This is a genomic window from Bacillus nitratireducens, assembly GCF_001884135.1.
Lineage (GTDB): Bacteria > Bacillota > Bacilli > Bacillales > Bacillaceae_G > Bacillus_A > Bacillus_A nitratireducens.
The window spans coordinates 21,393-35,306 of the sequence record NZ_MAOC01000038.1; the positions used below are offsets into that span (position 1 = coordinate 21,393).

Annotated in this window: 11 protein-coding genes and 4 pseudogenes; 6 read left to right on the forward strand and 9 right to left on the reverse strand. The window is 36.5% G+C overall.

From position 1 onward, the window contains the following. Positions 1–3: 3 nt before the first annotated feature. A complete protein-coding gene (locus BAU23_RS14145) occupies positions 4–1,623 on the forward strand; it encodes an SWIM zinc finger family protein (RefSeq protein ID WP_071734686.1) in 1,620 nt (539 codons plus the stop codon). Further along, entirely contained in the window at positions 1,607–4,363 is a 2,757-nt protein-coding gene (locus tag BAU23_RS14150) for a DEAD/DEAH box helicase (RefSeq protein ID WP_071734687.1), read from the forward strand. Before BAU23_RS14145 ends, BAU23_RS14150 begins: the two co-directional genes overlap by 17 nt. 131 nt (positions 4,364–4,494) lie before the next feature. Here the strand turns inward: BAU23_RS14150 and BAU23_RS14155 are convergent, their stop codons facing one another. Next, the gene (locus BAU23_RS14155) at positions 4,495–4,980 is read right to left on the reverse strand and encodes a VanZ family protein (RefSeq protein WP_001080721.1); all 486 of its coding nucleotides are present in this window, start codon (positions 4,978–4,980) and stop codon (positions 4,495–4,497) included. A gap of 111 nt (positions 4,981–5,091) precedes the next feature. Between BAU23_RS14155 and BAU23_RS14160 the strand changes: the two genes are divergently transcribed. The 3 genes and pseudogenes from BAU23_RS14160 (at position 5,092) to BAU23_RS14165 (ending at position 6,216) form a co-directional block, all read left to right on the forward strand. Further along, positions 5,092–5,316, forward strand: a complete 225-nt coding sequence (locus BAU23_RS14160; protein WP_071734688.1) for a DUF1659 domain-containing protein — start codon at positions 5,092–5,094, stop codon at positions 5,314–5,316. 39 nt (positions 5,317–5,355) lie between these two features. Further along, positions 5,356–5,522 (forward strand): annotated as a pseudogene (locus tag BAU23_RS29800) (DUF2922 domain-containing protein). A gap of 79 nt (positions 5,523–5,601) precedes the next feature. Continuing rightward, positions 5,602–6,216 (forward strand): hypothetical protein, encoded by a 615-nt coding sequence (locus BAU23_RS14165; protein ID WP_240524402.1) that lies wholly within the window; start codon positions 5,602–5,604, stop codon positions 6,214–6,216. 251 nt (positions 6,217–6,467) lie between these two features. On the opposite strand, the gene BAU23_RS14170 is transcribed toward BAU23_RS14165, so the two are convergent. The 3 genes and pseudogenes from BAU23_RS14170 to BAU23_RS14180 all read right to left on the reverse strand — a co-directional run bounded on the left by BAU23_RS14170 (position 6,468) and on the right by BAU23_RS14180 (position 7,710). Beyond that, entirely contained in the window at positions 6,468–6,653 is a 186-nt protein-coding gene (locus BAU23_RS14170) for a hypothetical protein (RefSeq protein WP_001000011.1), read from the reverse strand. A 361-nt stretch (positions 6,654–7,014) separates the two neighbouring features. Then, positions 7,015–7,164, reverse strand: a pseudogene (locus BAU23_RS14175) (IS6 family transposase); the annotation flags it as partial. A 147-nt stretch (positions 7,165–7,311) separates the two neighbouring features. Next, positions 7,312–7,710: a DUF4359 domain-containing protein gene (locus BAU23_RS14180; protein WP_000731401.1), complete on the reverse strand. Its 399-nt coding sequence runs from the start codon at positions 7,708–7,710 to the stop codon at positions 7,312–7,314. A 156-nt stretch (positions 7,711–7,866) separates the two neighbouring features. On the opposite strand from BAU23_RS14180, the pseudogene BAU23_RS14185 reads away from it, so the two are divergent. Beyond that, positions 7,867–8,345: pseudogene (locus BAU23_RS14185) on the forward strand (competence protein ComK). A gap of 84 nt (positions 8,346–8,429) precedes the next feature. Here BAU23_RS14185 and BAU23_RS14190 read toward each other — a convergent pair. The 5 genes and pseudogenes from BAU23_RS14190 to BAU23_RS14215 form a co-directional block, all read right to left on the reverse strand. Continuing rightward, positions 8,430–8,737 (reverse strand): annotated as a pseudogene (locus tag BAU23_RS14190) (sigma-70 family RNA polymerase sigma factor). A gap of 1,125 nt (positions 8,738–9,862) precedes the next feature. Beyond that, positions 9,863–10,543 (reverse strand): YknW family membrane protein, encoded by a 681-nt coding sequence (gene yknW / locus BAU23_RS14200; RefSeq protein WP_071734691.1) that lies wholly within the window; start codon positions 10,541–10,543, stop codon positions 9,863–9,865. A gap of 120 nt (positions 10,544–10,663) precedes the next feature. Beyond that, entirely contained in the window at positions 10,664–11,866 is a 1,203-nt protein-coding gene (locus BAU23_RS14205; protein ID WP_000054401.1) for an ABC transporter permease, read from the reverse strand. Continuing rightward, the gene (locus tag BAU23_RS14210) at positions 11,863–12,543 is read right to left on the reverse strand and encodes an ABC transporter ATP-binding protein (protein ID WP_071734692.1); all 681 of its coding nucleotides are present in this window, start codon (positions 12,541–12,543) and stop codon (positions 11,863–11,865) included. The genes BAU23_RS14205 and BAU23_RS14210 overlap by 4 nt, the downstream gene beginning before the upstream one ends. Continuing rightward, entirely contained in the window at positions 12,540–13,733 is a 1,194-nt protein-coding gene (locus BAU23_RS14215; RefSeq protein ID WP_000249052.1) for an efflux RND transporter periplasmic adaptor subunit, read from the reverse strand. The genes BAU23_RS14210 and BAU23_RS14215 overlap by 4 nt, the downstream gene beginning before the upstream one ends. Between the last annotated feature and the right edge of the window lie 181 nt (positions 13,734–13,914).

Sequence of the window (13,914 nt, forward strand, 5' to 3'; positions counted from 1 at the left end):
ATTATGCTACAACACTCAATTACGAAAGATGAAATTATGATGATTGCGAATGAGTTCGTTCAAGGGCTTGATCCGCAGCAAGTTGCTGATCAGGAGCATGTCGCTACAGCTCGGCACCTATATCGTAGTGGTGTTGTCTATAACGTTGACTTTGATGGCTATACGCTATCAGGAACTGTAGATGCTGAAGGTAGTGTATATAGCATTCACATCCCGATTCGTAATGTCGCTGAAAGCTATTGCGATTGCTTTGCGCCAACGCAATGTGAGCATATGCTTGCTGTGTTACTATCTGCAGCTTCAAGTTTTGGGCAGGTAGGAGACGTATTAACTTTATTTAAAAATAATACGAAACCTTCCCTTCCTCCTATTCGAACTGCAAGACAAGTATTGCAATCATCAGCTTTTGAAGAAATGGATTATAAAAGCTGGCACACATACTTTGAAAATGAATTTGAATCATTTAAAAAGGAACAGGCTCGGCTCACTTATAAACAAATGTATTTTCTTATGAGTCTTTTTACAGACTTCTATACAAAATTAGAACGGAAAGCTCCACGCGTCATTGCTATTCATGAATTATTTAAATTGCACGCGGCACTTTATTGCTTTCAAAAATTATTAGAAGAAATTCAAGAATTTGAAGCAAACAAACTATATTCTTATCACCAACCAGTTAACGTCGTTCGTCTATTCGTTGATAAAGTTGAATCTATCGTTAGGGACTTAAAAACAGAAGCGCTTCCGGCGGAATCCGAACCGATTTTACAAGAAACAGCTCGACTCACGCATGAAGTATTCTTCTCTATCGATGCCTATACACAAGAGCGATTCTTCATTTATCGTCACATATGGGGTGAATTGTTAAGAACAGAGGCACAGCTAAAAGAAGAAGAAACACGGATCGATACTAAAATTAATCCACTTTCCAAAGCATTAGCCTCTTCTCATCTGCTCTTTTTAAATAATGAAGATTTATTGGCAATGGAATTACTCGAAAAACAGCCTGCTTCTGTCGTAAGCCTTTATTTTTATTGGTTAGAAGAGTTATTAGGTGCAATGCAGTGGGATCGCGGGAAAAACTGGCTTTCCTTTACGTATAAACAAGTAAAGAAAACAATACTCGAACAAGAAAATACCGTCTTCATACAAGATATCGTTCGGTTATTTGTAATGATGTATGAAACGTATGCAACACACACGAATGAACAAGCTGGATTAGAAATGATTTTACAAGAACTCCTGCCGTATAGTTTCGCAAATTACGAACAATACGTACTAGCGAAGAAACAATACCGTGCATGGGCAGAACTTCACCTCTTATTTGGATTTGAGGCAATCGAACTTTTGAAAGAACCATTGAAAGATATTGAAAAAGAAGCGCCTGAAGCAGCACTTCCTCTTTATCACCTTGCCGCAACAGAAGCAATTGAAGAACGGAATCGCAAATCATACAGACGTGCCGTTCGTTACTTAAAGAAATTACGTATGCTTTATAAACGACTGAAACGAACTGATGAATGGGATACCTTCATTATTCACATTGCTAATTTACATTCACGTCTGCGCGCACTACAAGAGGAATTACGGAAAGGAAAATTAATCGATGATCATACAAACTGAAGTAACAATTAGGCTCCAGCACGTTAGTCAAGGTTGGTTCCTTTGGGGAGAAGATGATAGCGGTGCTCCCTTATCCGTAGCAATTTGGAAACAAAATGCATTCACATGGCACTCTACTTCCTTCTACGGCACTTTTCTAAAAGAAGCAACGTATGAAGGTAAACAAGGCGTTATGCTAACGAATGTGCAAGCATTTGAATACATCGCAAATAAACCGATGAACTCATTTGCAAATATGCAAATGAATGGTCCTATTACAGCACTTACAAAGGATGCAAATGAATTATGGGACGCTTTCGTAAGTGGAAGCTTCGTACCCGATATGGGGCGTTGGTCGCAGCAGCCATCTTGGAAAGTGCAGAATACCCCAATTGAAGATGACACGTTAGCATCACTTTTCACTTCAGCGGTGAACGAAAGTATTTTGCAAGATAGTCGCTCAAATGATGGCTGGGAAGATGCAAAGAGACTATATGAACATTACGACTTTACGAAAAGACAATTGGAAGCAGCACTACATGAAGAAGATTGGCTTCGAAAAATTGGTTACATTGAAGATGATCTTCCATTTATAGTTGGATTAAGACTTCAAGAACCACAAGAAGAATTTGAAATGTGGAAGCTCGAAACAATCGTTACGCCAAAACGTGGTGCGCATCGCATATATGTATATGAGAATATCGATTCCTTGCCAAAAAGATGGCACGATTACGAAGAACGTATTCATGAAACACAAGAAGGATTCAGTAAGCTCGTACCGTGGCTAAAAGAGGACGACAAGTTCAGGGAAGAACTCTTTGAAACAGAAGCTTGGAACTTCTTAACCGAAGCAAGTAATGAATTACTCGCAGCAGGTATTACAATTTTACTACCATCATGGTGGCAAAATTTAAAAGCAACAAAACCGAAGTTACGTGTACAGCTGAAGCAAAGTACAGCACAAACACAATCTTTCTTCGGCATGAATACGCTCGTTAATTTCGACTGGCGCATTTCAACGGACGGAATTGATTTATCAGAAAGCGAATTTTTTGAACTTGTTGAGCAGAACAAACGCCTTTTCAATTTAAATGGTCAATGGATGAGACTTGATCCTGCTTTTATTGAAGAAGTAAAAAAACTAATGAACCGTGCAGATAAATATGGACTAGAAATGAAAGACGTGTTGCAGCAACATTTATCTAGCACCGCGGAAACAGAAATTGTAGAAGACGATAGTCCGTTTACCGATATTGAAATCGAACTAGATGGATATTATGAAGAGCTTTTCCAAAAACTTCTGCACATTGGAGATATTCCAAAAGTAGATGTACCCTCTTCGCTACAAGCAACACTCCGTCCATATCAACAACACGGCATTGAATGGTTGCTATACTTACGAAAGCTTGGATTTGGAGCATTATTAGCCGATGATATGGGACTTGGAAAAAGTATTCAAACGATAACTTACTTACTATACGCTAAAGAAAACAATCTCCAAACAGGACCTGCATTAATTGTTGCACCAACATCAGTCCTTGGAAATTGGCAAAAAGAATTTGAGCGTTTCGCACCAAATTTACGTGTTCAATTACATTACGGGGGTAACCGAGCTAAGGATGAGTCATTTAAAGACTTCCTTCAATCAGCAGATGTTGTATTAACTTCTTATGCATTAGCTCAGCTTGATGAAGAAGAACTTAGTACCTTATGCTGGGATGCCGTTATTTTAGATGAAGCTCAAAATATAAAAAACCCACATACGAAACAGTCGAAAGCAGTAAGGAACCTACAAGCAAATCACAAAATTGCTTTAACCGGTACACCAATGGAAAACCGACTTGCTGAGCTTTGGTCTATTTTCGACTTTATCAATCATGGGTATCTCGGAAGCTTAGGACAATTCCAGCGCCGCTTCGTCACACCGATTGAAAAGGACCGTGATGAAGGAAAAATCCAGCAAGTACAACGATTTATCTCGCCATTTTTACTGCGTCGTACGAAGAAAGATCAAACAGTCGCATTAAACTTACCAGATAAACAAGAACAGAAAGCTTATTGTCCACTAACTGGTGAACAGGCTTCCTTATATGAACAACTTGTTCAAGATACATTACAAAATGTAGAAGGATTAAGCGGAATTGAAAGACGCGGATTTATATTACTTATGCTGAACAAGCTAAAACAAATTTGTAACCATCCGGCCCTTTATTTAAAAGAAGAAGAACCACAAGATATCATCGAACGCTCTATGAAAACAAAAACGGTAATGGAGCTCATCGAAAATATAAAAGAGCAAAATGAAAGTTGCCTAATCTTCACTCAATACATTGGTATGGGGAACATGCTAAAACATGTGCTAGAAGAACATTTCGGTCAGCGTGTCCTCTTCTTAAACGGTAGTGTACCGAAGAAAGAACGTGACAAGATGATCGAGCAGTTCCAAAACGGAACGTATGACATCTTCATCTTATCATTAAAGGCCGGCGGAACAGGATTGAACTTAACTGCTGCCAACCATGTCATTCACTATGACCGCTGGTGGAATCCAGCTGTAGAAAACCAAGCAACAGACCGTGCATATCGCATCGGTCAAAAACGCTTCGTTCACGTTCATAAACTCATTACAACAGGAACGCTTGAAGAGAAAATTGATGAAATGTTAGAAAGAAAACAATCATTAAACAACGCCGTCATTACAAGCGACAGTTGGATGACCGAACTATCAACAGACGAACTAAAAGAATTACTTGGCGTATAAATTGAAACTTTAATCAGTGGGGGGTTCCATCCCCCACTGATTATTAGTCCTCACCAATCTGTTTTTTTACGGGCAGCAAGGCTCCCACAAATAGCGGGATAAACAAAAAAGGAGCAGATCTCGAAATGAGATTAGCTCCTTTTTCTATGCCAAAACCAATTACTTATTATAATTCCTGTTAACCCGCCGCACGTATCGAGCAATGAATCCTGCCACATCGGTGTACGGCCTCCTGTTAACCCTTGATGAATTTCATCAAATATTGCATATCCCGCAACGAAAAGAAGTGCATATATAAAGCACCTTTTTCTCGAGTAACCAGATTTATAAAAAGCATAATACGTCAATGAGCCGAGTATAAAGAACACCGTAAAATGAGCACCTTTACGAAGGAAAAACTCGATAAAACCACCTACACCTTTATTTGCGATACTAACAGGTGTACCTCCACCATAATCGATAGATACCCCTGAAAAATGCTCTTTCACAAACTCAACATTTGCGGATTGCTCAATATCCGAGCGCATATCCTGTTTTTTATATGGCTGTGCTGAGGAATAGAAAATAATCCCCATCCATACTAATACAGGAATCCAAAATAACCATTTACGATTCATTCTTCCGTAAGCCCCTCTCTTGCTCTATTAAGAGTACCAAAAAAAAGAAAAAATTTCACGCCAAAACATGACATTTACTCCCTATTTATAAAGTGAAAGTGGGTGATAAACATGGCAGTTGAAACGATCGTTATGGACTTAACTTTACGTCTCGTATTAAACGGTGGATTAGACAAGAACGGAAAAACAGTTTTTAAGAACAAGCAATTCAAACATGTTAAAACAAATGCAGATTTATGGAAAGTACATGCTGTAGCACGTGCTCTTGCTTCATTACAAGGATCACCACTTCATGCTGTACAACTTGTTAGCACGTCAGATCTATATAACCTATAAATAAAAAGGAGGGAATAACGCACGCAAGTACTAGAGTTAATTTTCGTGAAGGAAGATGGAAAAACACTTGTTTTTTTATCGATAATCCCATCACACCCATAAATGTACAAGTAGTAAATCAAGTAATGGATACAATTCTTTCTTCATCTGTTTTTTTACCTGTATTTCCTTCAATGAATTTCCCAAACCGAATTATTTTTAGCTAAACCATCTTTATAATTTTTTTTAAACAATGATACAATAGTTTAAAATTTCATTATGAATTACGAAAGAAGGTATTGGGAAATGCAAAAAAACAACGATAGAAAAATTAAAGAAAAGCGTTGTTTAAATTTATTTGATCTATCGAAAAAAGTGGAACCTAAAAAAATAGAGTTAGAAGAAATTGATATTTCGTTTCCTGTAGTACAAATCGAAAATGGTTTTTATCTTCACAATGTATTAGCAAATGAAATCGAAAAAATATTATTAATTCTTGATAATCAACGAAAAAAAAATAGGACCTTATACGAAAAAGAAAAAAAGAAAAATGAAGAGTTACAAAATGAGTTAGATGCTTTGAAAGAGCGTTGGAGTAAATTCGAAGAATACCAACAAGAAGGTGTTGGTAGGCCTAAGGTTACAGACGAAAAAACATTAGAAATTGCACATAAATATTTAATGGCTAATGCAAAAGAAACAAAAGATAATAAACGCAAAGTTAATTACATGAAAACATTCAGATACATGCAAGAAAATTACGGATATGATGGTTCCCATGTTTCTTTAAGGGATGCATTAAGAGAATATCATGCAAATCTAAAAGCAAAAGGGAAACTAAAGATAGATGATTCAGTCATCATCGGATTAGCAGTCCAAAAAACAATGAGAAATAAAATAAACGAATCCAAAAGCGAATAGTCAGAGGTGATAAATAATGGCTCACACAAGAAATAGTGGTAGTTGGGCAAGGAAACTGAAAAATATTCGAAATCCTGAAGCGTTACCGCCAGTTATCATAAGAGCGATATGATCACGTTATGACCGCGAGCAATCGCCACAGAAGATATACGGAATGTTAAAAAAGGAAAGACAGCTTATTGCTAGTTATGAAATTGTAGAAGCCTATATCGAGCAAGTAGTAAAACCTTATTACAAAAAGAAAGGGAGAATTAAACCTCCCACTTTTTGAGACAGTCAGGGCATTGCCATTGCATGATTCTATCAATTGCGATGTGTGTGATTCCTATTTTTCTAGTGAAATGAGTTGCGTTATAGGATTTTTGTGATTCTTTAGGGATCGGATCACCTTGCAAATTAGCGTTGCAATGAGGACAAAATTCTTTGCTATCGTTCATGTAATTCACCTCCTTGTTTTTCGGTGTGAGTGTTGTGTCTGAGTATAAATTTGATAAAAATAAAAAAGACAAGTTCCTTCCAAGAACTTGTCTTTAAATAATAACTTTTGATTTAAGTATCTAAATTATATGTAGATTAGATTTATTCAATCCTTTTGGTGCGACCAACACCGAGAGGATTTTTTTATTTTTTTGACGGAATTATTATACCATAAATTTCGTTTTTTATTCAATTCAATGTAGTTATAGTTTTGTTTTATCATAAGGTTTTAATTTTTGTCCACAGTTTAACGAAAATCAGCTCAGTTTAGCGAAGTATCAGCTTAGTCTAGCGAAAGGGTAGTTTCGTTTGACGAGAGGTCAAATTGTTTTGAGGAAGGGATAGCCCTCGTTCTTCCATCATTTCGACTAAATCACGAAAACTAAGGTTGTACCGTAGGTACCATCTCACGGTTAATAAAATAATATCCGGTTGATAATGTTTCCACTTGAATGGATTTTGTTCTTCCATACCAATCACATCCTTTTTTAGAGTACCAGTATCAGTATGTCCAAGTTTAGGAGATTTCTTACAAGCGTTTTGGAGCGTTTGCACCAGAACCGAAAAAACTGTATCTGAAGTTCATATTACTCCGTAAATCAAAAAGACGAATCTGCATCATTTTGCAGATTCGTCTTTTTTCTTCGGCATTTCAATCGGGATAAAGATCTTTGAAAAACCAACGCAAACATATTTATAATTTTCCCCACCTAAATCAAACTCTGTCTTATATGTTGAGAAGAAAATATAATCATTTCGCTTTGTATAATGATCGATTAATAGCCCAACTTGTGGCTCAACATACTTTTTCGCCAACTTCTTACCAGCAGATGCTAAATCACCAAGGAGACCATCCTGGTTTTCTTTTTCAATCTCATTTAGCTTCTTACTTGCATCATTACGTTTCATAAACTGCTTCGCTGCCCAATCCGTATATTCCCCTTTACTTGGGTTACTGTTTGCTAAATAAACTAGGAGAACAACAACAAGAGCCATAATAATATACTTTTTCTTCATACTATCTCACCGCCTACTCTTTTCTATTTTCATATATATGTACAAGCGATGCAAATTAGAAAGACTATCATCTATTGATTGTAAACGAACAGTAAAAATTTACAATACACAACAGAAGATTAATAATAACTTTTATATAAGGGAGGATTTAGAATTATGGATAATGAAAGTAATATTTTTATTTCTAGTTCTACAATAATGCTTGAGCCATACAAACGCTCTTATTAACGTACAAAAATTATCGACAGTAGTGGGAAAACCACCTGTACTCATGCCAAACAGCTCTCCAACTCATAAAGGAATCTTGTCTAACAAGTGTTCATTCTACTTATCAAGGTAGACGTGCTGCAGTCCAAGCAAAATTTAATTTCAAACAGAATGTTCCGATTCCAATTAATCATAGGGAATATATTTTTACTTTCCCAACAGAATCTCCTTCGTCTCCAAACTGTATTTGGTTGTTCTATAACCATATAAATGATATAGAGTTTTTCAAAAAAACTAAAAAAGCTAAAATTCATTTTTCAAACCGAACTACCGTAACAATACGAATAAGTTCCCATAAGTTAAGACGGCAAGTATTGAAAGCTGGATATGTATTATCACGGATGAACATGCAAGATTCACTACACTAAAAAAAACTCATGCTACATTTACTGCCTTAAAATTAATAGAATGGAAAGCAATATTTTCCTTGCCTTCCATTCTATTTATTATTCTTATCCCCTTACACTATCTCGCATTTTCTCAAGCGCTTGTCGATATAACCATCTCGTTTGATAGTACGTCATCCCCATTTCAATGGCTATCTCTCCCATCTTTTTACCTGCAAAAAATCGTTCTGAAATAATGTACCTCTCTTGTACTACACGTTCTTTCTTCAACCTTTCTAATATATAACCACGCACCGTTACGACAGCATAAGCAGGAAAACTCCCTTTGCATACCAAAGACCAATTAAACCACAGTGATAATACTCTTCATAATCTTGATAAATATTTAACCTCTTTATTTGATTTGCAATCATACCTTCTTACAAAACAACCGTATCTACAAAAGCCCCTGGCTTCACACAATACCCGTTTTTAAAAGGTATACCCAAATGCCCTATACGTTTACAAGACTTCTAGGTATAGATAACATCCTTTTTTATTTTCCGTTCGTATTAAGTTACTTTTATTTTCACGCCATCAATATACAAAAAGCAACAAAAATATTGATGTATCAACGTTTATTACGCTTTTCCATATAAAAGAGAACACTGCAAACTAACCTCATAGAGGTCACCATATCTATCGAAACTGTTTTAAGGTAGCACAGACAAGTAGACAAAAGTCTCGTAAAAAGTGTGTACTTTTTTGACACACTTTTTACGAGACTCTATCATTTTTGCATAAAAGAAGTTGATTTATAGCCGTTTTAAAAAAAACGAACTTATACATGTCCATAAAATACCTCAAAAATAACGAGACAATAGTCCACCTATTTTACAAACAAAAAACTTTTTCATGATAATCAGTGAATAAAAACACAGCTCTTATGGTGTAATAAATTCCTCCATCTTTTTAAAAATGACACTTTGTTAGATAAAACTGATATTACCTTAGTCAGAACTAATGCTTTGTTAGATAAAGCTGATATCAACTTAGTCAGAACTTACCCTTTGTTAGATAAGGCTGATATCAACTTAGTCAGAACTTACCCTTTGTTAGACAAAGCTGATATCAACTTAGTCAGAACTTACCCTTTGTTAGATAGGGCTGATATCAACTTAGTCAGAACTTACCCTTTGTTAGATAAAGCTGATATTAACTTAGTCAGAGCTTACGCTTTGTTAGATAAGGCTGATATCAACTTAGTCAGAACTTACCCTTTGTTAGTCAAAGCTGATACCAATAATTTCAAAAATATTCTTAGATTTCTTTTGATCAATCAAACTAATATGTGTATCCATCTAACATAAAAAAATATGGATAGAATGTCGACGAGCTTGTAAGTATAAGGGTTTACAGTCGTAGAAAAAGCCGTTAGGTTAAATGTATCATTAATAATCCAAATCATTTTATATTGAAATTTGAATGGGGTTAACTTGAAATAGGGGTAAAAACAAAAAAGGTGACTCTAGGAAGAGCCACCTTTTCAAAATAACATATTATGCGCCAAAATCAGAGAACATACCGACCAATATACTAAACCCAATTGTAAGGATAAAGAATATAGAAATTAAAATTATTGCTTGTTTTTTACTTAAACCAGCAACGATATGCAAGCCTAAGCCAGTTAAAATTAAGCTCCAAATGTTAAAGACTTCAAATGCAGAACCAATGCCATATGCAATTGTTCCTTGTTCAAATAAAGGCCCTAAACTTGTATATTTATCAGCGCCATTCCCACCAAGAATATATCCTAAAGCTACATTGAGAAGACTACCAACATAAAAGACAACATTGGCATATATATAAATAGATAATATCTTCATATATGGAGTATCATTGCTCATAAACATCATAATAACTTTATAAAATCCTGCTACCACAAAAAGACCAACAGCTGTTCCAACTAGACCTCCAATAGCTCCAAATCCAAGTGTAGTCCATTTCATTATCCCCGTGGTATCATCCTTAACCAGCTTCGCTAGCTCCGGAGTATTAAGTAACCCTAAATAAGCTACCGCTGCTGATAAGATTGTCCCCATTAAAAGAAATAAGAAAAATCCTCCCCAGACTGGGCTTTTCGTCTTCATTCTCTCAAACTGTAAGCCTGGAGAAGTAACCATTCCAAATAATGACGGCTTCTTCGCACCTTCATCTTGCGTATTAATATTCATTTCCATTATAACGCCTCCTTCTATTTATATATCCCGTTCTAACGGGCGGTTCACATCCTCATTTAGAGGCTACGAACCGCCCACTAGAACGGTAATGTGTAGTAGAGAGTCCCTCTCTACTACAACTTATTCATAACGCAGTGCTTCAATCGGATCTAACTTCGCAGCTTTGTTTGCTGGAATTAATCCGAAAATAATACCTAGTGTCATAGAGAACAGTACGCCTCCAACGACAACTTCCCATGAAACGAGCGGTGGCCATTTTGCGAATGTAGAAACGATATATGCCCCACCATATCCAAGACCAATTCCGATTAAACCACCTAGAAGCGTTAACATAACGGCTTCAATTAAAAACTGTAATAAAATTTTACTACGCGTTGCCCCAAGTGCTTTACGTATTCCAATTTCGCGCGTACGCTCCGTTACAGATACGAGCATGATGTTCATAACACCGATACCACCAACGACTAATGAAATACCAGCGATACCGCCGATGATCATCGTCATGATACCAGTTACTTTAGAAACATTTTCTTGGAATTCTTTTAAATTCACCAGTTCATATTTACCTGGAATTTCACTTGGCTTACGACTATTTAATACATCGATAGCTTTTTTCCCAGCTACCTCTAAATCGTCTACATTTTTAGCCTGAATTGCGATATTTTGAATATCATCGGTTCCGTATAAAACAGGCCATAACGTAAGGGGGATTAACGCTTCTTCCATTTCAAAGCCCATAAACTCATTATCGGATCTATACACACCAATAATTTGCATTGGCTGCCCCTTCATCTCAATAATTTGTCCAACTGGGTTTACATCCTTAAATAACGTCTCTTCTGTTTTTGTACTAATCATCACAACGTTATTTGCATGAGAAATATCTGATTCATTTAAAGTACGTCCCTTTACGACCTTTACTTTATTAACTGCAAAATATTCATTATCAAGACCAATAACATTCAGATTTGCTTTTTTATCATTTACATCAAGCACCTCTGAATTCTGGTTTGTCGTAATAACGTGTGAAACATCTTTCACTTGTTTTACTTCCAAAATATCCTCTTCAGTTAACTTTGGTATTTCAAATCCACCCATAGCAAACTCATCATTAATATCTGGTTTAAATTGAATTGGCATAAGGTTATTACCGCCAGAACCTGCGAATTTCGACTTCAGCATCGCTTCCCCGCCTTGCCCAATCGCAACGACAGTAATAATAGAACCTACACCGATAATAATGCCGAGCATCGTAAGGGCAGAACGCAGTTTATGAGCTAGAATAGAAGATAAGGCGATTTTCATACTATCTAGTAAACTCATACCGCACACCTTCTATCTTCTGTAATTTTCCCATCTCGCAGTACAATACGGCGGGATGAATAAGCTGCAACCTCTTCTTCATGCGTAACCATAACAATCGTCGTACCTTCTGCATTGAGCTTCGTGAAAATATCCATAACTTGCTCACCAGACTTCGTATCAAGCGCACCTGTCGGCTCATCGGCCATAATGAACGTTGGATTATTCGCAATCGACCTCGCAATAGCGACACGCTGCTTCTGTCCACCTGATAACTCATTCGGCAAATGATGAACTCTGTCGGACAAACCAACTTTACTAAGCGCTTCCAGAGCTCTTTGACGTCGCTCTGCTTTCTTCACGCCACCGTATACGAGCGGAAGTTCAACATTTTCTACTGCTGAAAGACGCGGCAGCAAATTAAAATGCTGGAACACAAAACCGATATATTCATTACGAATTAAAGCAAGCTTTGACTCGTCTGCTGTTAAGATATTCACATCATTCAGCATATATTCACCTTCTGTTGGACGATCTAAACAACCGATAATATTCATAAGCGTTGATTTACCAGAACCAGACGGCCCCATAATCGAAACAAATTCACCGCTCTGAATCGTTAAACTAATACCGTGCAAAATCGGCACTGCCAATTTCCCTTGATAATACGTTTTAGCAATATTATTTAACGTAATCATTTCTCTTTCACTTCCATTCCGTCATACACGTCGTCGGAAGGATTTTTAACCACCTTTTGCCCCACTTTTGCGCCTTCAGTAATCTCTGTCCAATCTCCATCAGTAGAACCTTTTTTCACATTTTGTTTACGAAGCTTTCCTTTATCCTCAACATAAACAAATGCATCATCGCCTTTTTCTACAATGCTCTTACTTGGGACAGCAATCATCGTCTTATTCTCTAAATTTACTTGCAATGAAACATGGTACCCTGGAGATAAACCATCTTGGCTATCCAGGCTTGCCTTATATGTATATTGAGACATATTTTGAGTCGCTTCGCCTACACCACCAGCTTGAGCCATCTCTGCACTCGTTGGGAATTCACTTACCTCTGTAATCTTACCTGTCCACTTCTTCTTATTATTTGCTTTCGCAGTTACAGTGAATGTTTGATCTTTTTGAATTTGTGACTTCTGAAGCTCTGTTAAAGTCCCTTGAACTTGGAACGGATCTTTAGAAGCTACTTGTAAGAATGCTTTTCCTTGACCACCTAATGCTTGTGATGAACTTTGTGCTGCATCTTTATCTAACTTTTGAACAACACCCGTAAAGTTACTATAAATCGTAAGTTCTTTCTGCTTTTTACTTAACTCTTCTTTTTGCAACTTCCCTTTTTCTTTCTCAAGATCAGTTGTTTTCTGCGTCATCTCTAACTCACTTACTTGCTCTTCCATCGGATCTGTTACTTCTTTCCCAGCTCCGCTATCTTTCACCTTCTTAATTTCTTTCTTCAACGAATCAATCTTCTTCTTCCCTTGATCGTAACGCATATCTGCCATCTTTTGATCAAGCTCAGCTTGCTTCATTTGCAAATTAATCTCTTCATTATCATAAGAGAATAACTTCGTACCTTTCTCTACCTCTTGCCCTTCTTTTACCGCAATATCTTTCACTTTTCCTTTGGTCGGATCCGCATAGAAACTTTCAATATTACCCGGCTTCACCTGACCAGAAATTAACTTCGTATTATTCAGCTTACGCTCTGTTACTTTCTCAAAACTTACAGCATCAGCCGTTGTTGATGCACCCTTCTTCTTGCCTTGCATAATAAAAATATTAACTGCTGCCACAATAACAATTAGTGCGATAACACCCATAATGATCCATTTCTTCTTCTTGTTTGGAGTACGAACCGTATTTGGTACCATATTCTCTCTCCCTTTATAAATTAATAGTTTAATAAACACTCAAATTGTATAAAACTTTCTGAAAACAAATTACATATTATTACATTTTTTTTACAAAGTTTTACACATTCATTTATATTGTAACAAAAATTCCAATGATTAGAAATATGACATCCTATCTTTTAAGATAGTTTTAAGGAAA